At 57.1% G+C, this 21,671-nt stretch carries 15 protein-coding genes; 9 read left to right on the top strand and 6 right to left on the bottom strand.

What is annotated here, in order from left to right; all coding sequences use genetic code 11:
• Positions 1-13: 13 nt before the first annotated feature.
• Positions 14-2,395, bottom strand: a complete 2,382-nt coding sequence (locus BOSE62_RS11580) for a xanthine dehydrogenase family protein molybdopterin-binding subunit (protein WP_159646337.1) — start codon at positions 2,393-2,395, stop codon at positions 14-16.
• Positions 2,396-2,640: 245 nt separating this feature from the next.
• Between BOSE62_RS11580 and BOSE62_RS11575 the strand changes: the two genes are divergently transcribed.
• Positions 2,641-4,224 carry a tetratricopeptide repeat-containing sulfotransferase family protein gene (locus BOSE62_RS11575; RefSeq protein ID WP_236553996.1) on the top strand — a complete coding sequence of 528 codons (1,584 nt, stop codon included), beginning with the start codon at positions 2,641-2,643 and terminating at the stop codon, positions 4,222-4,224.
• A 107-nt stretch (positions 4,225-4,331) separates the two neighbouring features.
• On the opposite strand, the gene BOSE62_RS11570 is transcribed toward BOSE62_RS11575, so the two are convergent.
• The 5 genes from BOSE62_RS11570 to BOSE62_RS11550 form a co-directional block, all read right to left on the bottom strand.
• Positions 4,332-6,746 (bottom strand): TonB-dependent receptor, encoded by a 2,415-nt coding sequence (locus BOSE62_RS11570; protein WP_159646334.1) that lies wholly within the window; start codon positions 6,744-6,746, stop codon positions 4,332-4,334.
• 167 nt (positions 6,747-6,913) lie between these two features.
• Positions 6,914-7,927 (bottom strand): sterol desaturase family protein, encoded by a 1,014-nt coding sequence (locus BOSE62_RS11565; RefSeq protein WP_159646331.1) that lies wholly within the window; start codon positions 7,925-7,927, stop codon positions 6,914-6,916.
• Between the two features lie 298 nt (positions 7,928-8,225).
• Positions 8,226-9,188 (bottom strand): Vgb family protein, encoded by a 963-nt coding sequence (locus tag BOSE62_RS11560; protein ID WP_159646328.1) that lies wholly within the window; start codon positions 9,186-9,188, stop codon positions 8,226-8,228.
• 34 nt (positions 9,189-9,222) lie between these two features.
• Positions 9,223-10,230 (bottom strand): MBL fold metallo-hydrolase, encoded by a 1,008-nt coding sequence (locus tag BOSE62_RS11555; RefSeq protein WP_159646324.1) that lies wholly within the window; start codon positions 10,228-10,230, stop codon positions 9,223-9,225.
• A 17-nt stretch (positions 10,231-10,247) separates the two neighbouring features.
• Positions 10,248-11,309, bottom strand: a complete 1,062-nt coding sequence (locus BOSE62_RS11550) for an MBL fold metallo-hydrolase (protein ID WP_159646321.1) — start codon at positions 11,307-11,309, stop codon at positions 10,248-10,250.
• Positions 11,310-11,521: 212 nt separating this feature from the next.
• Between BOSE62_RS11550 and BOSE62_RS11545 the strand changes: the two genes are divergently transcribed.
• Genes BOSE62_RS11545 through atzF form a run of 8 tightly spaced genes read left to right on the top strand, consistent with a single transcriptional unit; the run spans position 11,522 to position 21,618 of the window.
• Positions 11,522-12,607 carry a putative urea ABC transporter substrate-binding protein gene (locus BOSE62_RS11545; RefSeq protein ID WP_159646318.1) on the top strand — a complete coding sequence of 362 codons (1,086 nt, stop codon included), beginning with the start codon at positions 11,522-11,524 and terminating at the stop codon, positions 12,605-12,607.
• A 42-nt stretch (positions 12,608-12,649) separates the two neighbouring features.
• Positions 12,650-13,465 carry an ABC transporter permease gene (locus BOSE62_RS11540; RefSeq protein WP_159646315.1) on the top strand — a complete coding sequence of 272 codons (816 nt, stop codon included), beginning with the start codon at positions 12,650-12,652 and terminating at the stop codon, positions 13,463-13,465.
• Positions 13,462-14,280, top strand: coding sequence for an ABC transporter ATP-binding protein (locus BOSE62_RS11535; RefSeq protein WP_159646312.1), 819 nt, complete (start codon positions 13,462-13,464; stop codon positions 14,278-14,280). Before BOSE62_RS11540 ends, BOSE62_RS11535 begins: the two co-directional genes overlap by 4 nt.
• Positions 14,281-14,329: 49 nt before the next feature.
• Positions 14,330-14,782 (top strand): CopG family ribbon-helix-helix protein, encoded by a 453-nt coding sequence (locus BOSE62_RS11530; RefSeq protein WP_394700094.1) that lies wholly within the window; start codon positions 14,330-14,332, stop codon positions 14,780-14,782.
• Positions 14,779-15,603 carry an urea amidolyase associated protein UAAP1 gene (locus BOSE62_RS11525; RefSeq protein ID WP_159646306.1) on the top strand — a complete coding sequence of 275 codons (825 nt, stop codon included), beginning with the start codon at positions 14,779-14,781 and terminating at the stop codon, positions 15,601-15,603. Before BOSE62_RS11530 ends, BOSE62_RS11525 begins: the two co-directional genes overlap by 4 nt.
• A 20-nt stretch (positions 15,604-15,623) precedes the next feature.
• Positions 15,624-16,259, top strand: a complete 636-nt coding sequence (locus BOSE62_RS11520) for an urea amidolyase associated protein UAAP2 (RefSeq protein WP_159646303.1) — start codon at positions 15,624-15,626, stop codon at positions 16,257-16,259.
• Positions 16,256-19,852, top strand: a complete 3,597-nt coding sequence (gene uca / locus BOSE62_RS11515) for an urea carboxylase (RefSeq protein ID WP_159646300.1) — start codon at positions 16,256-16,258, stop codon at positions 19,850-19,852. The genes BOSE62_RS11520 and uca overlap by 4 nt, the downstream gene beginning before the upstream one ends.
• Positions 19,852-21,618: an allophanate hydrolase gene (gene atzF / locus BOSE62_RS11510; RefSeq protein ID WP_159646297.1), complete on the top strand. Its 1,767-nt coding sequence runs from the start codon at positions 19,852-19,854 to the stop codon at positions 21,616-21,618. Before uca ends, atzF begins: the two co-directional genes overlap by 1 nt.
• The last annotated feature ends 53 nt before the right edge of the window (positions 21,619-21,671 follow it).

The following is a 21,671-nucleotide window of genomic DNA, read 5'->3' as shown; positions in this document are numbered from 1 at the left end:
AAATGCTCCTCAATCAACGTGCCGAGATTGCTGGTATATCCAGCGTGTCACGATTGGCCCCCATCAGCGGCAAAGTCCTGAAGCGCTTTCCGGTAGCATTGAAAATTGCATTGGCCAGTGCTGGCGCTGCAGGCGGCGTGGGCGGCTCGCCAACGCCTGCAGGCGGGCTATTCGATGCAATGATTTCTACTTCGAAAATCTTCGGGGCCTCATTCATCCGCATGACTCGCCAGCTCGGAAAATTATCCTGCACGACTGCACCGTCCCTGGCGCTTATCTCGCCGTAAAGGGCGTTTGACAGGCCAAAGATTGTCCCGCCTTCCATTTGTGCTTTTGTATGACGCGGGTTGATCACCGTACCGGCATCCGCCGCGAGCCATATGCCCGGGATAGTCAGAGCTCCATCCGCGGCAACCTTCACTTCGATCACGGTCGCTACATAGGTCAAGAATGAACGGTGAACCGCAATGCCGAGGCCATGGCCATCGGGAAGCTCTCTCCCCCATTCGGCCATCTCGGCTGCTCGCCTGCCCACATTCGCAAGCCGAGCGGTATCGACTGGATAGTCTTCGGCCGAACCACCATAATTCCCATAGCTTGCCTGCTCTGCATTGGGGTCGACCAGTCTCGGTTCGCCGATCAGTTCGAGCAGATAGTCCTTTTGGTCACGGCCAGCGGCATTCGCTAATTCCGCAGCAAAGCTCTGGACGGCAAAAGCGTGGTAGATATTGGCAACGGACCGCAGCCAGCCAATACGCAAATGGCCCTTGGCCGTACCTGATTCCACCTGCAAATTGGGGATGGCAAAGGGCACATCGGTTGCGCCCATGCCCATTTCACCGTCGGATGGCGCGTCCGTGGCGGCGTTGAAAGTCGAGCCGATAGGCGGGAAAACGGAACGATGACGGTAAGCGGTACATTTGCCTTCACTGTCCAGCCCCGCTTCGAGCCGCTGTGCGCTCGTGGAATGATAGAAACCGTGCCGTATCTCATCCTCTCTGGTCCATGTCACCTTGACCGGCTTGCCCACCTCTCGTGCCACTAGAGCCGCCTCGACAACGAAATCCGGTTTGGACTTTCGCCCGAACGCACCGCCTAGCCAGGTAGCGTGGACGGTGATATTCTCCTTGTCGACGTCGAGCAGGTCGGACAGCGTTTGCCGGGTTGCCTGCGGGTCCTGAACACAGGCCCAGCATTCAAGCTGGTCACCGGTCCAGCGAGCGGTCGCCGCAGGAGGCTCCATCGGCGATTGCGAGAGATGCGGCGTATAATATTCGGCAGTGACGGTTTTGTCAGCAGTTGCCAGCGCGGTACCGACATTGCCGCGGCTGCGGCGAACAGTGCCCGGCTGTTTCGCCTTCGCTTCCATTGCCTTGCGAAAATTGTCCGAGTCATAGCCTGCATTGGGTCCGTCCATCCATTCAACCTCGAGCGCATTGCGCCCCTGGATCGCAGCCCAGGTATCAACTCCTACCACCGCTACTCCACCGAGCGGCTGAAACAGGGCAGGCGGTTTTGCATCCGGAAGTTTAACAGTTCGCATGACTCCGGGAACAGCCAGTGCCTTGGCATCGGTAACCGCGCCGGTTCGCCCGAAGACTTGGGGCGGCCGGGCAATGACGGCATAGACCATGTCGGGCACATTGACGTCGATGCCGTAAGTGCCCTCTCCTCTGGTGATTTTCGGAACAGTGACCGAAGGAATTTCCTTGTTTATGAAGCGCCAGTCCTCTGGCTTCTTCAAAACAATCTCGGATTCTGCTGGAACCTGCAGTTTGGCGGCAAGCTCGGCCAGATTGCCGTAAGACAGGGTATCGCCATTCTCGCTGTTCGAGACCTTTCCCATCTCGGCGCTACATCGGGACGGATCCATTTTCCAATAAAGGGCAGCAGCAGCCACAAGCATCTGCCGCATCGCCGCGCCAGCAAGGCGCAGCCGGTGAAAATTGTAGCGAACCGAACGCGATCCGTCCGTGTTCTGGTCGCCGTAACGCTCATGACCCTCAGCCTGAACGATTTCGACGTTTTCCCAGTCAGCTTCCAGTTCATCAGCAATTATCTGCGCCATAGAGGTCCAGACTTGCTGACCCATTTCCGAGCGATGGCAGGTAATCTTGACCGTCCCGTCTTTCTCGATCGCAATCCACAATGACGGTGTCGCATCCCCGCCCTCCACTTCGGTCAGCGGGCTGGGACCTGCTTTGGGAATCTTCATAGTCGAAGCATCGATCGTCGGTTCCGTGTTGGAACATCCTGCGAGCGTTACGGCGACAACGAAAAGACCGGTTCCGGTAACAAATCCGCGACGCGTGAGATTGACAATGGAAGCGGGCCGATCGGCCGGTACCCGATCTTTCTTACGAGAGGGAATGATTCCAATATCTTCCAAGAACATCTCAAACCTCTTCAATCGTGGCAATAAAACCGGTGCTTCACGATCCGTGCGGCACGCAGAATCAATCTAACACAATTTATTACGAAAAGAAGGAAATATATTACGATAGACCTTTGATTTGATGATTGACCGGCCCGTTCGCTTTGACAGCGCCCGATTAGCGGTTAATAAGATAAGCCAATGGACCATTCCGCAGCGCATTCCCGATCGAGATATTCAGAGTCAGTGCTGATTGCCGACATCCGGTGGATCGCGATTCCGTTTTGACGCTGGAAGCACAAGCGAGGGAAGCGTTGAAGCGCGGTGACATACCGGCCGCGGCGGCTTCCGCCAGAGCCATGATATCGGCAGACGAGAACCAGCCTGCAGGATATTTTCTGCTCGGTATTGCTGCAGCGGAAGCCGGCCAGATCGGTAAAGCCGTGCCCCTGGTCGAGGCTGCAGTCGCGCGCGGGCCCGAAGCGGAACATCTGGCACAGCTGGCGAAGCTGCTTATCCTGCTGCGCCGCGATGGCGATGCAGCGGAGGCCGCGCGAGAAGCGATGGCGCTGGCACCGAGCGACGCGCGCACGTTCGATACGATCGGATGCGTTTTCACCCGGCTTGGTGATCATGAGGGGGCGGTCGAACCTTTTCAATCGGCGGTCGCGGCCGAACCGGATAATATCGACTATCGCTACAATCTCGCGGCGGCGAGCGGCTTCACCGGCCGGGTCGAGGATGCCCTGGCCCATTATGAAGCCATCATCGCTGCAGACCCCGGCAATGCGCGCGCTCACTACGCCCTTGCCATAGCCGCCCGCCAGACACCAGAATCCAACCATGTGCCGAGACTGAAAGCAGCCCTTGCAAACGCAAAAAAGCCTGGCGACGGGTTGCGTATCCGTTATGCGCTGGCGAAGGAACTGGAAGATATTGGCGACCCGGAATCATTCCGCCATCTTTCGACGGCCAATGATGAGCACAAGCGTTCCCTTCGATATGATTTCGCGCAGGACGCGGCTATATTCGACGCGATCGAAGCTTTGTTTTCCGAGCGCAGCCAAAGCCTTCACGCAGGATCAGGACGATCCGACAAATCACCGATATTCGTGGTCGGCATGCCCCGCACGGGGACCACGCTGGTTGATCGCATTCTTTCTTCCCACCCCGATGTGGTCTCGGCGGGGGAACTGCAGGCGATGCCGCTTGCGGTCAAACGACTGGCGGGGACATCATCGCGTACCGTGATCGACCCGGAGACAATCCTGGCGAGCGGCAATATTGATCCGGCGAGGATTGGTGACGCCTATCTCGCCCAGGCCGAACACCATAGGCATGAGGGCGCCGCCCGGTTTACCGACAAATTACCAGCCAATTTTCTCTATATAGGCCATATCGCGCGCGCTCTGCCTCAGGCAAAAATCATCTGCCTGCGCCGCAATCCGATGGATACGGTCTGGAGCAACTATAAAAATCTCTTCGCCAGCCAGTCTGCCTATTATGCTTATTCTTACGATTTGCTGGACACGGCGCGCTATTATGCGCGCTTCGATAAGTTGATGGCAATGTGGGAGAAACTGTTCCCCGGTCAGGTGCTGCAGCTATCTTACGAACAACTGGTCGCGGACCAGGAAGTGCAGACCCGGTGTCTGCTGGAACATTGCGCTCTTGACTGGGACGAAGCCTGCCTGACTTTTCACGAAAATAGTGCGGCTGTGGCTACGCCGAGCGCCGCGCAGGTTCGCCGCCCCATCAATGCTGACGCAGTGGGCAAATGGCGCACGCACGAAGCGGCACTACAGCCCGCACGGGCTTTTTTCGAGAAACAGGCTATTCCGATCAGATAGGGCATGTTGCGCTGGCGCGGCCACAAGGAAACACGTCGAGAATAGGCCAGGGGCACCTGCTGTTTCCAGCCGATGCCCCCTTCTTCCTCGATCGTCATTTTAGAGGATCAGAACTTGATCCGCCCCTCTATGCCGACGGTGCGCGGATTGACAACGGCCTGGCGATAATAGCGTACGGTGACACCATCATTGACGCCAATTCGTGAGCGATCATTGGCGACCGACACCACTGCATATTTGTCGAAAATATTGTCGACAAACAGGCCAACCGTGAACCGTTCGGTGTTGTAGGAGACGGATGCCCGGTTCAGGATATAGCTTGGGATCTTATCGCCATAGGCGCGATCCCAACCAATCCGCGACACGACATTGCCGCGATAGGTCGCGGTCCAGTTTGCGATCAGATCGCCCTCCATGACCGGCTTGACATAAGTGACACCCAGGCTGGCGGTGTTCTTGGCCGAACCCGGAAGGCGATCGCCGGCCAATGCATCGAGTTGTACGAACCGGTTGGAATAGTCTCCAGGTGTCTCGCGAATGGTGATAATCCCCGGCACATCCTCTGTCAGTTTGGCATCCGTATAGGAATATGTTCCCTGAAGCGTCAGTTCCGGCGTCGGCTTGAACTGGAACGAGGTTTCGAACCCTTTCGATTCCGCTGAGCCACCGTTTACGGTAATTCCGGTCGCACCATAAAGCGTAGAGGAATTGACCTGAATACCGTTCCATTTGACCTGGAAGACATTGAAGTTGAACGACAATATATTCTCAAACAATTGCGCACGCATACCAAGTTCGAGATTCTTGGTTGTGTCCGGCCCATATTGCAGTTCGTCAGGCAGGGCACAGATTATCTGCTGGCCGGGTGTAATATTGTCCGGGCAGGGCGCAACACGGTTTGGACCGCCAATACGATAGCCCTTGCTGTAGGTAAAATAGGCCATCAGGTTGGGGGTGAAATTATAGGAAGTGTTCAACTTCCACACCCAGCCGTCCTCTCCCGCATCACCGCCATTGACAGGAAGATCGTATGGACTGAGCGGGTCGCCAAGTACCGGCAGCGCAGCGGCACCAGCGATAGTGGAGCTATAATCGAAATATCGCGCACCAGCAGTGACTTGCCATTCAGGCGTGATCTCGAATGTACCTTCGCCGAAGATTGCCTTCTCGGTTACCTTCGAACTGATATAGCTTACATATTCAAGCGCTTCCGGATTGGTAACCGCATCTACCCAGGGGTGGTTCGGTATATGCTCCGCATAATCGCTCTGATATTTAATCTCGTTGTAGAAGCCGCCCACGACCCAGCTAAACGGACCACCGTGCCGTGATACCAAACGAATCTCGGCGTTTTTCTGTTTGCGGGTGGTATCCGATTCATTCCAGGCTGCGAAAGCGGGGAAGAGTTCATAATCATAATCCAGATCGAGCAGCAGGTCGGTAACGTCGCTCTCGCCCCGATATTTGACCTCGGTATAGGCGCCGGTCGCAACGATATCGAAGATATCCGCGACATTGGCATTGACTTCGGCGCTAACAAGATGAGCATGGCGTTTGACCGGTTCCGTGAAGCGGCTTGCATTTTCGTAACGGCCCGTACCCAGAACACCGGCGCTGTTCGATTGTGCGCCGCCGGTCTTGGTCTGCTGATAGGCATAAGTCAAAGTCAGCTTGAGATCTTCGCTGGTCTGCAACAGCAGCTGGTTGCGTGTGGTGAAGGTCCGCTCGTAGTTGAGATCCTTCTCTCTGGTGAGATTTTCGGCATAGCCGTCGGCAGAAATGCTGTCGGGACCGTCCGGTTGCGGAAGGGACACGCCGGGCTCTTGTACCAATGTCGTATAATCGATGAAGCCGGGATCAAAATAATAGCCGGTGGCAGAACGGAATGCGACGTGATCCTCTACGATCGGAATGTTGATCATTCCGTCGACCTGGACACCGAAGGAGTCGCTGTGAGACTTGGCGTAGACGCGGCCGTGTGCCTCTCCTTCGACTTCGTTCACTTTGGGCCGGTTGGGGATATAGCGGATCGCGCCGGCCAATGTACCGAGGCCATAAAGCGTCCCTTGTGGCCCGAGCAGGGTCTCGACACGTTCAATATCGATCAGTTTGAAATCGTAATAAAGCGGAACCTCTCCGAGATAGACGCCCAGCGCGTCGTCATAGGTTGCACCGGCATCACCTACTCCCGAGGCATTGAGGCCCCGCAGAACGATCGTACCGGTAGAGCCCGGGCCCGTATCCGAAATCGTTAGTCCTGGCGTGAAATCGGCGAGATCGCGCACGTCGTCGATGCGGTTCCGTTCAATGTCTTCGGCGCTGGCAACCGAGATGTTGACTGGCGTCTCCATAAGTGTCGTGGCCCGCCGCGTTGCGGTAACAACGATCATATTGTCGCTGCCGGCTTCTTCAGCCGCAATGTCTTCCGACATGTCTTGAGCCAGAACAGGTGTGGCGACCATAGTGCCGGACAATATTGTCGCTGAAAGCAGGCCTAGCTTGAATCTTGCGTCCTTTATCATTTTTCTTATCCCTCATTTTAAATGCCCCCGTGGGCCAGACGTTCGTCGTTCATCCTGCGACTTTGTCTTGAGGATTTTTCAGTTCGCCGGCTTACCGTTTTTCGGCTTTCAAGCTGGCGCTTCTGAAATTGCGGTTATGATTCCGCCCAATTTTTGCGTTCCCGAACTTATTTTTCCAAGTGCTCTCCTCCTTGAGTGGTGGCTGCCGATACGTCGGCGCGCGTGGTACCGAATTTGTTGATCAAGGGTTGAAACGGGAAGACGAACTGTTCGTAAATCGACAGGCGTTTGCGGTCATCCTGTCCTACCTCTTCGGATTCCCCGTCCCGAAACGTGCCGAAAATCCGGTCGAGCAGGATCAAGGAATTCCCATAGTTGCAGCGCGTATCTTCATAGCTTAACGCGGTGTGATGGAGACTGTGATGGCGGATGGTGGTGAAGAAATAGGAATAGAAGAGGGGCGGGTTCGAACGCACATTGGCATGGGCGAAGGTGGACACTACGGTGAGCACGTTGAAGCCGCAGAACAGCGCAGCCGTGTCGAGATCAAAGATCGCGATCACGCTGAGGCTGATCAGGAACAGTTCGATCGGATTGCCGACGGATCCTTTCATGGCATTGAGCTGCGTAATGTGATGGTGCGGCGCGTGGGTGAGCCAGGCGGGGTACCAGTCATGCATCAGCCTGTGCATCCAGTATTGGCCGAATTCATATAGAAAGATCACCAGAGCGACCTGCAGCAGGAACGGCATCTGCATGGCCCATTCCGTGCTGATTCCAACCGATTCCTTGAACGAGGCCAATGGTTGGTCCGCCAGCGTCTCTGTTGCCCATCCGATCGCGGTATATTGGAGTGCCAGATAGAAAAGATCGGTGGCGAACTCCTTGCGAGCCAGGCGCCAACCCTCGTGGCGTTCGAGAATCTGTTCCAGACCCAGAACAAAAAAGCTCACGGCGAGGCCGGCTACGACGATCGACCATGGATTCTCGGTGACCGACGTTGGCGCAAACATCCAGAACAGCACGACGGCGACCAAGGTTGCAGGAGGAACGAGATTGATCAGTGTCTGCCTGACCGGGCTTTCGGTTGGTTCAGATCTGGATATTGTGCAGGAGCGAACAGTTGCGACGCCGACCGGCTTCGCCTCTGCAGCAGTTTCGCGAGCTGATGTTCGACCCATAGAAAACCTCCTACCAGACCGGAAATCGGCCTAATGCCTCAGGTTTTCTTCTCCCAACGAATGCCGTTCTCAAACGCGACGCTGCCTACGATAAAGATATTACCTAATGCGTCAAGAGTAATAACAATGGTTTGTTAGCAAGTGCACAATAAATTTGCCAAACATCCGAAAACTCTGCTTTTTTGGTGTTCGACAGTCCCCTCGGACACGCAAGGCATGTCTCGTGACTATGTTGGTTTCGGCTTTCACGAAGCTGCAAAGACGATGGCGAATCAGGACAGGCGGCCACAGCCGGATGTTATTCTTGTTCGGCTTCTACCCCGGCGCTGCTCCACCAGGAAATTGAGTGTACGTCATGCGCGCTTGTCCAGATGCCATCGGGCGTATAGCGTATGGCGCCGCTACCTGCGGCAGCACCCGGCCGGGCAAGGATCTCCAGAGTTGCCGCATCAATGGCAACGAAGGTCTGGTCGTCGGTTGTCCGCAGCCAGACTATGCCGCCACCGGTGTCAATATCACCATAAAGCAAGCTATCGCCGACTTTGGTCCGGCCAGTAACCGTGACGGTGTCGGGATCGATCCGCGCAACCGTGCCGTCACCCTGTTCCTGTACCCAGACGCTTCCTTCTCCGGCGGCCAGAAAACCGGGTTGTTTGCCGAGTTCGGTTTCACCGGTCACTTTGTTGGTCAACGGGTCGATCCGCTGAATGGACCGCTCATCGCTAGAGACCGCCCACAAGGCGTCTAGACCATAAGCAAGGAAAAATGTCTGCGGCGCGACATCGACGGTAGCGACCACTTCATTGGTTTCTGGATCGATGCGAGAGACTTTGCCTGCCGCATCACTTGGTACCCAGATCGATCCTGCTCCGGCGACGACATTCGTTTCGCCTTTCGGGTTGGCGATGCCGGTGGCGATCATCGCTTCCACTTCCCCGGTTTCGAGGTTGATTCGATAGAGGTTGGCATCTTCGCAATTGGCTACCCATAACGAATCAGCGAATATGGCCATCGTGCCGCATGGGCGGGGAATCTCGACTGACGCCAGCATGCCTTCGGTCGACCATTGTTCGACCCGGCCTCGATTGGTGGCCCACACTGTGGCACCATCGACCGCCAGAAAATCCGCGAAGTCAGGCACTTCGATCATCTGTTCTTTCAGATCCACCGCTTGCATCAGGCTTGGAGAGTCGGCTGGCTCCTGATCTGCCGGAGAGCAGGCCGCGGTAACAAATAGTATCAGGGCGATCGAACGTTTCATGTAAATACTCCAACGAAGTGCCGGTAACGGCATGTTAGTAACGATAAGGATTGGAATCGATGGTGGTCGTGCTGCGCGTCTGGTTGCAGAGGAAAACTGTGCCGGTGAAATAGATCCCGGGCTCGGTGATCGTTTTTGCAAAAGCGAATGTCTCACGAAGTTGCTGTACCGTCATCTGCACCGGGGCTTCGTCTGGCTGGTGGGTCAGCCCATAGGGATAGTCCGTACCATCCTTGCTGATCTCGACATGGCAACCCATGACGTGGGTTACGGGGTGCGTGTCAACAAAGTCGATAAGCCGCTTCATGCTGGCAAACCAGGGCTCCCAGTAGGTGATGTAGCACCGCCCGCGATAGAACATATCGCCTGTGTAAAGAATCTGGGTGTAATTGTCATAATAGGCAAATTCTGACACCACGTGGCCGGGCGAGCCCCAGATCTCGATCTCGCGTCCGCCCAGATCGAGCGTCACGCTTTCTTCCGGATAATTGGTCATGCCCCAGAAACCGAGCATTTCTTCATGAGTCAGGCCCATGTAGCGGGTGTTCGGCCGGTCGGCGAACTGGTTGACTGCAGCATAATGGTCCGAGTGAAGATGACTGAAGGCAACCAGCAGTTCCAGACTCGCCGGGTCGCGACCGTTCCGCGAACACCAGTCCGCGATACACTCGTCGATTACGCCGCGCAAATCCCAGTCATTGCGTAGCGTGGTGAAGCCTTCGTCAAGCAGCAAAACCCGATCATTGCCAAAATACAGCGGCGTGAACGGTGCCTCGAAACTGTAGGCCTTGTTCTGGCGCAGAATTGCAGTGTGCGCATTATACCAGTGGACTTGCACCGGTGGGTCGGTGTTGTCCATGCAGGAAGACGAACCGGATATCCAGCGTTTGGGAAAACCGCCCGGCGCGGGTAGATTGCTTTGGAAATCGATTGGCGCCGGGCGCGTGGCAGCCACTGCCGAGTTACCGAATGTAGTCAGCGCATTGCCAGTGAGCGCTACTGTTGCGGCGGCATTGTAGGAAATGAACGTACGACGATCCATGAAAATTCTCTCTGATTCTAGAACGGCCGGGGCGGGTTGATCTGGGGCACGCCCTCGGGCCAAACCGGTGTCCGCTGGTCCGGGCTGACTCCGTTGAAAAGGACAAAATCCGGACGAATGAGCAACATGTCCTTGCCCTGGATTTCGCGTGCATATTGCAACACTTCATTGATCACGTCCGGTGCCAGTTGCAAGATCCGCTCGTAAGGCTTGTAGGTGGCGAAGCGGGGGTAATATCTGCCGGGAACGAACATCATCTCGATATGGCCACCAAGAATCCATTTTGGCGAACGGTCCGCTGCGAAAGTCTTCAGTCGTTCGAGCGATGTCACGAAGTCGCGGTCATTGCTGATATTGATCTTGCCGGGATACAGAAAGTCTCCGGTGAACAGAATCTGGCAATAGGGATCATAAAATGCGACGCCATCCTTATGGGTTCCGGGCGTCGGGATGACCTCGATCACGCGGTCGCCAAGATCGATTGCGCCGGTGCCGGAGGGCCAGCTGCTCCGGAACCCATAATGTTGCTTCATCACATCAAGCGGCGTGGGCACAATATTCGTATCGGGCCGTCCGGCGAATTGCACCAGACCCTGATTTTGCGCGATATCTTCACCTGAAGTCAAAGCAATGGTCAGTGGTACCTTGCTTCGCCCTCTTGCCTGACCCCAACGCGTGATAATCGCATCGACTGTCTCGCGCAGCGGATAATGTTTTGCGTTGGCAGTCGCGCCGCTGTCGATCAGCAAAGCGCCCTGATTGCCAAACAGCAGATAGGTGAAGGGGGCTTCCCAATGGACACAGACATTTTGCCGCAGGACAAAACTGTCCTCATTATATTGAACGACCTGCACACGCGGATCGCGGTTCTTGGCAGCGACATTGGAGCCGTAGGTCCAGCGAAAGGCAAGTCTGCCGGGTGCCGGACCGTCGCTGTTATAATCATGGACCACTGGTTCCGAGGGATGTAGCGGCACCGCTGAATCAGTATTGCGGACCCCGGGCGGATTATACCCCAACGCGGCATTGCCATTGCCGGAGGCGGTGGGATTAAGGGCTGGTGCGGACGTTTGCGGCATCGAATACTCCTGACCAAGGTTCCAGCGCGGCGTTAACCGGCTGCTTTCGATGCATACTCCCCCGAGGCACAGCCTTTTTCCCGTTTTCCGGTTGATTCGGCATGTGTATCTGGGAAACATACGGATATTACTAAATATATCAATGGTAATAAATTTAGATGGACAACGAGTCGTTTTAGCGCAATGCTGCAACTGCGAAAGGAAATCGAATCATGATCAAAGGGATACGTCGCGCGGGGGCATTGGCAATGCTGGCATGTGCATTCATTATAACATCGTGTTCGCCAACGGCCGAGGAAACGGCAGCGCCACGCACTGAATTCAATATCGGCTGGTCTATCTACGCCGGCTGGATGCCTTGGCCATATGCCGAACAGGCCGGCATCGTTAAGAAATGGGAAGACAAATACGGCATCAAGATCAATATCGTTCAGGTTAATGATTATGTGGAATCCGTGAACCAGTATACCGCTGGTCAACTTGACGGCGTCACCGTCGCCAATATGGACGCGCTCACCATCCCCGCTGCAGGCGGCAAGGACACCAGCGCAATCATCGTAGGCGACTATTCGAACGGCAATGACGGCGTGCTTTTGAAAGGTACCGGCGATCTTCACGCGATCAAGGGACAGAAAATCAATCTCGTGGAACTTTCGGTTTCACATTATCTGCTGGCACGCGCGCTGGATGCGGTCGGCCTGTCGATGACCGACGTCAGCACGGTCAATACTTCGGACGCGGACATAGCCGGCGCCTTCCTGTCGCAGGACGTGACTGCCGCGGTGGCCTGGAACCCTCAGCTGTCGACGATGAAGCAGGCGCCGGGTGCAAAAATGGTGTTCAGTTCTGCCAATATTCCAGGCGAAATTCTCGACCTCCTGGTTGTCGATACCGCAACGCTGAAGGCGAATCCCAATCTCGGCAAGGCGCTTTCCGGAATTTGGTACGAGACGACCGCATTGATGCAGAAGCAGGATGACGAAGGCAAGGCGGCGCGGGCGGCAATGGCCGAGCTCGCGGGAACGACGCCCGAAATGTTCGATGATCAGCTTGCAACCACCTTTCTCTATGCGGATCCTCAATCTGCTGTTGCGGCCACGTCGGACGAGGCTTTGATCGAAACAATGACCCGGGTGCGCGACTTCAGCTTCTCGCAGGGGCTATTTGGTCAAGGCGCAAAGTCGGCGGATGTTGTGGGCATGGCTTTCCCGGGAGGCAAAACGCTCGGGGATTCGAACAATATTACCTTGCGCTTCGACGAGACATATATGCAAATGGCCGTCGATGGGGCGCTGTAGTCTGCTGATACAAGGAAACGGCAAGATCGGGATAGGAGCAATATGCGCTGGGTAAATCGTCGCATTAGTCGGGGCAATAATCTGCTCTTGGGCTCCATTCCGATCCTGATACTGGTAATAATCTATCTCTTGGCAGCTGCCGAGCGTCACTCGATCAATCCCAGCGACAAGCTGCTTCCGCTACCCGGCGCTATGGTTCAGGCCATGTGGGGGCTGCTGTTTGAACCCGATCAGCTCACCGGCCGGCTTCTCTTCTGGGCCGACACGTTCGCCAGCCTGCAGCGGCTCGGACTAGGGCTGGGTATATCGACCCTGTCGGCGCTACTGGTCGGATTATTGCTCGGTATATTACCGCCAGTGCGGGCCACATTCGGCATGCTGGTGACAGGGATAGCAGTGATCCCGCCCATTGCATTGCTGCCTATTTTGTTCATCGCCTTCGGTCTCGGGGAGGCGGCCAAGGTGGCGCTGATCGTCATCGGCGTCGCGCCCTTCATGATCCGTGACATTGCTGCCCATATCGGAAGTTTGCCACGGGAGCAGATCATCAAGGCCCAGACTCTGGGGGCAAGCACCTGGCAACTGATTTTGCGGGTCGCTCTGCCGCAGGCTATGCCAAGGTTGATCCAGGCGGTGCGATTGTCGCTCGGACCGGCCTGGGTGTTCCTGATCTCTGCAGAGGCAATCGCGTCGGATATCGGCCTCGGATACCGGATTTTCCTCGTCCGCCGCTATCTCGCAATGGATGTCATTCTGCCTTATGTTGCCTGGATCGCTTTGATCGCTGTAGCAATTGACTTTCTGCTCGCCCGCTCCAGTCGCAGTCTTTTTCCCTGGGCGCATGGAGCAAGCCATTGAGCGCCGCACTGAGTTTGCAAAACCTGTGGGTCGAATATGGCGACAAGGTGGTTCTGGAGCGCATCAATCTCGAGATTGAGGAAGGTTCTTTTGTCTCGATAATCGGGCCTTCGGGGGCCGGCAAGAGCAGCCTGCTCCGGGTCGTTCTTGGGCAGGAAGCGCCCACCACCGGGACCATCCTGCTTGACGGTAAACCGCTGAATTCCGAATGCGGACCAGACCGGGGAGTCGTGTTCCAGCGCTACTCGGTATTTCCTCATCTGACGGTCCTCGGCAATGTGTTGTTCGGCCTTGAATGTGTGCAGGCGCCACTTGCGGCGCGGCTCTTCGGGGCGCAACGGAAAGCTGCGGTTGCGGAAGCGGAAGAGATGCTGGCAGCGGTCGGTTTGAGCGATAGTCTACACCTTTTTCCGGCGCAGATGTCAGGTGGCATGCAACAGCGGCTGGCGATCGCACAGGCGCTCATAAAACGACCCCGTATTCTGTTGCTTGACGAACCCTTTGGCGCACTTGATCCCGGAATCCGGTCGGATATGCACGCGCTGATAACGCGGTTGTGGAGGGAATATTCGCTGACTATAATCATGGTTACCCATGATATCCGCGAAGCTTTCACGCTGGGGACCAGGGTGTTGGCGCTGGACAAATTGCGCCACGATCCACACGCCCCGCACCGCTATGGTGCCTCAGTGGCATACGATATTCCGATCGAGAAAAAGAACGTTCTGCCGGAAGATATCGACCTTGGCGTGAAGAGCGATTGCAGTGTCGAAATTATGGCCAGTATTACTGTTGACAAGACTAATAATAATTGAGAGGAGCAAGGACATGATATCCGAACCCACCAAATTAGCCCGGCTCAGCATGAGCCTACCTGCAGACCTGTTGCTTCACCTCGACAATATGGTCGAGGAGCGCGGATTGCCGTCGCGGTCCCAGCTGATGTCAGAGCTGATCCGTCATGCGCTGGCAGAGCATGAAGCGCTGACCCGGCCCGAAGAAATGCTCGCAGGGACCATCACGCTGGTTTATCGCGGAGATCACGCGGGTGTGCGTCAACAGCTCGCCACCACCCAGCTGCATTATCTGAAAGAAGTCATCTCCTCGCAACATGTCTTCCTCGAAGACGACCAGTCTCTGGAAGTGTTGCTGGTACAGGGGCCAGCGGTGCGGCTGGAGGGGCTGTGCGATGCCTTGCGGCGCATTCGTGGTGTACATCAGCTGCGGCTCGTCACCACCACCGCCTTGCTGCCGCAGCTGCATGAACAGGACGAGGTGACCGACAAGAAAGGGAAAAGCAGGAGCGCCGCGGCATGACCAAGCCATTGGCGGATCCCATGGCGGCACGCGATCATGCACGTGCGATGGCTGGTACGAAGGTCGATGCCATGCCTGTCCTGCCTCCGGTCGCCGCCGATCTGCCCGCCGGTGTGGCCGCTGACGATTTGCTGTGGGAAGAGACAGTCGCCGCTGGCGGCTATGCCACCCGCAAGCTGGCACGAGGTTCGCGCCTGCGCCTCATAGACCTTGAAGGCGACGCCTGTGCCTCGGTGTTGATCTTCAACGCTGAAATGCCGACCGAGCGGCTCAATGTCGCGGACACGGTAAAGGTGCAGTGGAATGCCTATCTCGGCGCCGGCAAGTTGCTGTTGTCCGACATGGGCCGGGTTATGATGAGCATCTTGCAGGATGATGCGGGTACGCATGATGCATTCTGCGGGACATCCAACGCTGCGACGAACACTGCCAAATATGGTGAAGGCCATAATAGCAGTGCCGTTCCCAACGGCCGCGACCGTCTTTTGCTGGGCTCGGCCAAATATGGTTTGCAAAGACCCGATGTTCACCCCTGCGTCAATTTTTTCAAAGGAACGGAGATCGAGGCGGACGGGACCATCACTCCAATTGTCGGTCCTTTTGATGCAGGACGGGAACTGGTTCTGCGCGCCGAAATGGATGTGATTGTCGTTATCGCCAATTGTCCCCATATTCTCGACCCGCGCGAGAAATGGACAGTGACCCCGCTGCGTGTTTCGGCTTGGCGCGGGGCGGTGACGCCGGACGATGACGATATTCGCAATGCCACGCCGGAGGGCTTGCGGGCCTTTCAGAATGTCGAAGATTATTTCCGTCGCTAGGAAGGGATAATATCTCCAAAATGACAACTCCCCCAGAAATGCCCGAATTTGACGGTGCCGTTGTTCATGATGAAATCGTGCCTGCCAGGGCCCCCTGGCTCCATCATCTCGCCGCCGGTCAAACCCTCCATATCGTCGACACGGAAGGAAATCAGGCGGTTGATTTTCTGCTCTATTCAGCTGCCGATGATTCCGAACGCTATAGCGCACAGGATACCGTCGCAGCGCAGGGCAATCTGTTCCTTCGCGCTGGTACTGTCCTGCGGTCGAACGAGGGGCGCCCGATGATGACTATCCTGGCGACGTCGGTGGAGTATCACGACACCATCGGCGGCGCCTGTTCCTGCGAGTCCAACACGCTGCGTTACGGGCATCACACCAAGAGTCAGCATGCCTGTGTCGAGAATTTCCTCGAGGCCAATCTGACCGAAGGGCGCGGCAAGCGTGATATCGTTTCTAATATCAACTTTTTCATGAACGTGCCGGTAGAAGAAGACGGGACGCTGGGCATTGTCGATGGTATTTCCGCCCCGGGGCTGACCGTTGACCTGCGCGCTGAAATGGACCTGATCGTGGTTGTGTCGAACTGCCCGCAGATCAACAATCCTTGCAACGGGTTCAATCCCACTCCGGTGCGAATGATCGTTACCGCATGAGCGTTGATACGGTTCTTATTGCCAACCGCGGAGCAATTGCTACCAGAATTATTCGAACGATACGTCGCATGGGCTTGCGATCGGTTGCGGTCTATTCCGACGCCGATGCCGACTCCCTGCATGTATCGCAGGCGGATATGGCTATATGCATAGGGCCAGCGCCGGCCACCGAGAGCTATCTCGATATTGCCGCGATCATCGAGGCCGCGCGGGAAACCGGCGCGCGCTTCATTCATCCCGGCTACGGCTTCTTGGCCGAGAATGCCGAATTTGCAGAAGCATGTGCCGCTGCCGATATTGTCTTTATCGGCCCCACGCCGGACGATATGCGAACCTTCGGTCTGAAGCACAGCGCCCGTGCGCTGGCGGAAGAGCATGGCTTGCCGCTTGCGCCCGGCACCGGGCTTCTCGACAACGAGGATGACGCCGCACGCGCAGCCAACGAAATTGGCTATCCGGTCATTCTGAAAGCCACGGCGGGCGGCGGCGGCATCGGCATGCAGATTTGCGAGGATGAGTCGGCCGTACGCAAGAACTGGGACAGCGTCGCTCGTCTGGGTGCCGGCAATTTCGGCGACGCCGGCGTGTTTCTGGAGCGCTATATCGCCCGCGCCCGGCATATTGAGGTGCAGATATTTGGCGACGGCACCGGGCGGGTGATGCCGCTCGGCGAACGGGACTGTTCGTTGCAAAGGCGGAACCAGAAGGTTGTCGAAGAGTCGCCGGCACCGGATCTTGACGATGAGGTGCGCCGCGAACTCATCGCCGCAGCGGTGCGCCTAGGTGCGGCCGCGCGCTATCTCTCCGCCGGTACGGTCGAGTTCCTCTTTGATGCCGATCGCCAGGAATTCTTCTTCCTGGAAATGAATACTCGGCTACAGGTCGAACACGGCGTCACCGAAGAGGTGATGGGCATTGATCTTGTCGAGTGGATGATCCGCGGGGCGGCAGGAGACTTTTCATTTCTGGATCGCGAGCCACCGGTGGCAACGGGCCATTCTATACAAGTCCGTCTATATGCCGAAGATCCTGCACTGGATTATCGGCCGACCAGCGGCACCATCACCGCCATCGATTTTCCTGAATCTCTTCGTGCCGAAACATGGTGTACGGCCGGCAGCGCGATCAGCGCCTGGTATGATCCGATGATCGCAAAACTTATTGTTCACGCCGATACAAGAGAGGAAGCCATTGCCGCAATGCAGGCCGCGCTCGACGAAAGCCGGGTGGACGGTCTTGAGTCCAACCTTCGCTGGCTGCGCGCCGTCGTCCGCGATGATCGTTTCATGTCCGGACAGGTTGCGACGAGATTGCTGGATACGATCGTCTATAATCCGCGCAGCATCCGGGTGGTTTCCGGTGGCACCGCAACCACGGTTCAGGACTGGCCGGGCCGCATCGGTCTCTGGTCAGTCGGAGTGCCGCCCTCGGGGCCGATGGATGATCATTCCTTCCGTATCGGCAACCAGCGGCTTGGCAATCCGGAAGGCACAGCCGGGCTGGAGATTACGTTTACCGGTCCAACCCTCTATTTCAACGCACCCGCGCGCATTTGCATCACCGGAGCCGATTTCGGTGCCCGGCTCGACGATGAGCCTGTTGAACGGGGCGTTCCGTTCGACATTACTGCTGGCCAGACGCTCGCGCTCGGCCGGGTGAGTGGCGGCGGCATGCGCGGTTACATTTTGATCGCGGGTGGCCTCGACATTCCCGCCTATCTCGGCAGCCGCAGCACCTTCGAACTGGGCCAATTCGGTGGCCATGCCGCTCGAAAGCTGGTGGCAGGCGATATGTTGCATCTGGCAGAAGCCGAGGTCAGCGCACCCGCTCCGGTTTCCGACGTTTCGGATTTCGGGAATCACTGGACTTTGCGCGTTTTATACGGTCCCCACGGCGCGCCCGATTTTTTCACCGAGGACGATATCCGTGCGACCCTCGATGCCGATTGGCGCGTCCACTATAACAGCAACCGCACCGGCGTGCGTCTGGTTGGACCAAAGCCGCAATGGGCAAGGGCCGATGGCGGGGAGGCGGGCTTGCACCCCTCCAATATCCACGACAATCCTTACGCGATCGGTGCCGTCGATTTTACCGGCGATATGCCGATCATTCTTGGCCCCGATGGCCCATCGCTCGGCGGATTCGTCTGTCCGTTCGTGGTGATCGCCGCTGATCGCTGGAAAATCGGGCAGCTTGCGCCCGGAGACCGCCTGCGGTTTGTGCCGGTCACGCTTAATGATGCCAGGGCTGCCGACCGTGCTCCGATGGAGCTTGCGGCAAATCCCTTACGCCCCGGCCCGCAGCGCGAGATCGCTGATCTTTCAACGATCCTCGCTGACACAGAGGCTCAGGGACTACGCCCCCGGACGGTGTACCGGCAACAGGGTGACCGCAATATACTGGTCGAATATGGAGAGATCGTCCTCGACATTGAATTGCGTATCCGCGTTCATGCTCTGATGACGCTGCTCGAGGAAAAAGCCTTGCCAGGCGTGATCGATATCGTCCCCGGCATCCGTTCCCTGCAACTCCATTTCGATGACAATATTCTTGATCAGACGGGCGCGCTGGCTGCCCTTATGGAAGCCGACAATCAACTGGGCGATCTCGAGGATTTCACGGTTCCTTCGCGGATCGTGCATCTGCCGCTCAGCTGGCGGGACCCGGCCACACTGGAAACGATCGAGAAATATATGGCCGCAGTCCGTAACGACGCGCCGTGGTGCCCGGACAATATCGAGTTCATCCGGCGGATCAATGGCCAGCCCGATGCGGATGCTGTCGAGGATATCATTTTTGATGCCAGCTATCTCGTGATGGGGCTGGGCGACGTCTATCTTGGCGCGCCGGTGGCAACACCGGTCGATCCCCGGCACCGGCTGGTAACCACCAAATATAATCCGGCCCGCACATGGACACCGCCCAATGTGGTCGGAATCGGCGGTGCCTATATGTGCATATACGGTATGGAAGGGCCCGGAGGCTATCAGCTTTTTGGCCGTACTATTCAGGTGTGGAATACCTATCGGCAAACCGATGCTTTCGTTGATGGCAAGCCGTGGTTGCTGCGCTTCTTCGACCAGATCCGCTTTTTCAGTGTTAGCCCTGAGGAACTGGTTGAATGGAGAAGGGATTTCCCCAATGGGCGCCGGTCAATCCGGGTCGAGGAATCGGAGTTTCGTCTCGCTGACCATCGCGCCTTTCTGGCTGACAATGCGGAGTCGATTAAAGCTTTTGAGGCAACGCGTCAGTCCGCTTTCGAGGCGGAACGCGCTCAATGGCAGCAGGATGGCGAATTTGATCGCGTGACACAACTGACAGAAGACCCCGCTCTTGGGGCCGCCGCTGATCCGGCAATTGAACTGCCAGAAGGCACCGACCTGATCGAGGCGCCCTTTGGCGGAAGCGTGTGGAAGCTGATGGTTGCGGAAGGCGACACGGTAAAGGCCGGCGATGTTATCGCCGTTATCGAAGCGATGAAAATGGAAAGCCCGCTCGAAAGCCCGGATAATGGCACAATTGTAGCTCTCTATATCAACGAGCGCCAGTCGCTCGAACCAGGCGCGCCGATGCTGGCGTTGAGGAAGCACTAATGACGAAGCTCGACCGGCAAAGCCCTGCGGCGATCGCGGCGGCCGTAAATGGCGGAAAAACTAGCGCGCTCGCCGTAGCGCAGGAAACGCTCGCCCGTCTTGATGCCTATGATGCGGTTCAGCCGCAAATATGGATCAGTCGCGCTGCGTCCGACGATATGCTTGTCGCAGCTCGCGCAGTTGATGGTCGCATCGCGGCAGGGGAAAAGCTGCCGCTGGCCGGCGTGCCCTTTGCGGTAAAGGACAATATCGATGTCGCCGGTTTTGCAACCACGGCTGGCTGTCCAGCCTACGCCTATTCCCCCGCTGCTTCTGCAACCGTGGCCGCAAAGCTGCTCGAGGCGGGAGCCATATGCGTCGGGAAAACCAATCTCGATCAATTCGCCACCGGTCTGGTCGGCACGCGCAGTCCTTATGGCATCCCCCGCAATGCCTATAATCTTGCTTATGTCAGCGGGGGGTCGAGCTCGGGGTCGGCAGTGGCGGTTGCTGCGGGCCTTGTTGCCTTCGCACTGGGCACCGATACCGCCGGTTCGGGCCGGGTGCCCGCAGCGTTCAACCATCTTGTCGGTCTCAAACCGACCAAGGGACGCTGGAGTACAAAAGGTCTCGTGCCAGCCTGCCGGACGATCGACTGTATCACGGTGTTTACCGACAATTTGTCTGATGCACGGCTGGTAGACGATGTACTCGCCGGCTTTGACGCGGAGGACCCCTATTCGAAGCCGCTGGTCGATTGCACGATGCAACCCCGGCGGATCGGCGTGCCCCGCCGCGACCAGCGCGTCTGGTTCGGTGACAGCCAGTCCGAATATCTTTACGATCAGGCGATCGCCCGTTTGGGAAGCGATGCTGAGATCGTCGAACTCGACATATCGCCTCTCAACGAAGCGGCCAGTCTTCTGTATAATGGGCCATGGGTTGCCGAACGAACAGCAGCCATGCACGATCTGTTGGCCAGCAATCCGGATGCGATCCACCAAACGGTCCGCCAGATCACCGAGGCCGGCTTGAGCAAGAATGCAGTGGATGTATTCAAGGGGATATACCGGCTTGCCGAACTCAAACGCCAGGCGGACGGACTGTGGAACGAGGTCGACATGCTGGCCTTTCCCACCACCGGCACGACCTATCGCGTCGCGGAGCTATTGGTGGCGCCAATAGCGTTGAACAGCAATCTGGGCGCCTACACCAATTTCGTGAATCTTCTCGACATGGCGGCTGTCGCTGTGCCCGCTGGCACCCGTCCGAACGGGACCGGTTTCGGTATCACCTTGATCGGACCCGCCGATAGTGATCATGCCCTGCTCGATGCAGCGGAAACCTATTTCGCGGCAGCAGATTTTCCTGCTCCGCCCGCACTCGATCTGGAGGGAAAAATGGAAAGCGTAAAACTGGCCGTCGTCGGAGCCCATTTGAAAGACATGCCGCTACACTGGCAGCTGACCTCACGCGATGCCGCGTTCGTCGGTGCTTTCGAAACGGCTCCCACCTACCGTCTTTACGCGATCGCCGACAGCGTGCCGCCCAAACCCGCGCTGGTGCACAGCGAGGATGGAGCTGCCATCAAAGTGGAGGTTTATGAACTCGACGTCGCAGCCTTTGGCAGCTTTGTAGCAGAAGTTCCGGCCCCGCTTGCAATCGGAACCGTCACTCTGGCCGACGGCAGCAGCGTCAAGGGTTTTGTCGCTGAGTCTCGCGCAACGACAGGCGCACAGGATGTTACCGAATTTGGCGGTTGGCGAGCCTTTATTGCGGCGAAATAGCATGTCTATTACGCGTTCAGCGGAGGTAAATTGAGCTACGGCGACGCACGAAA

The organism is Sphingorhabdus sp. 109, from assembly GCF_902506555.1.
GTDB lineage: Bacteria > Pseudomonadota > Alphaproteobacteria > Sphingomonadales > Sphingomonadaceae > Parasphingorhabdus.
Note: the sequence above shows the minus strand (reverse complement) of the source record. Positions and strands in the feature narration are given on the sequence as shown.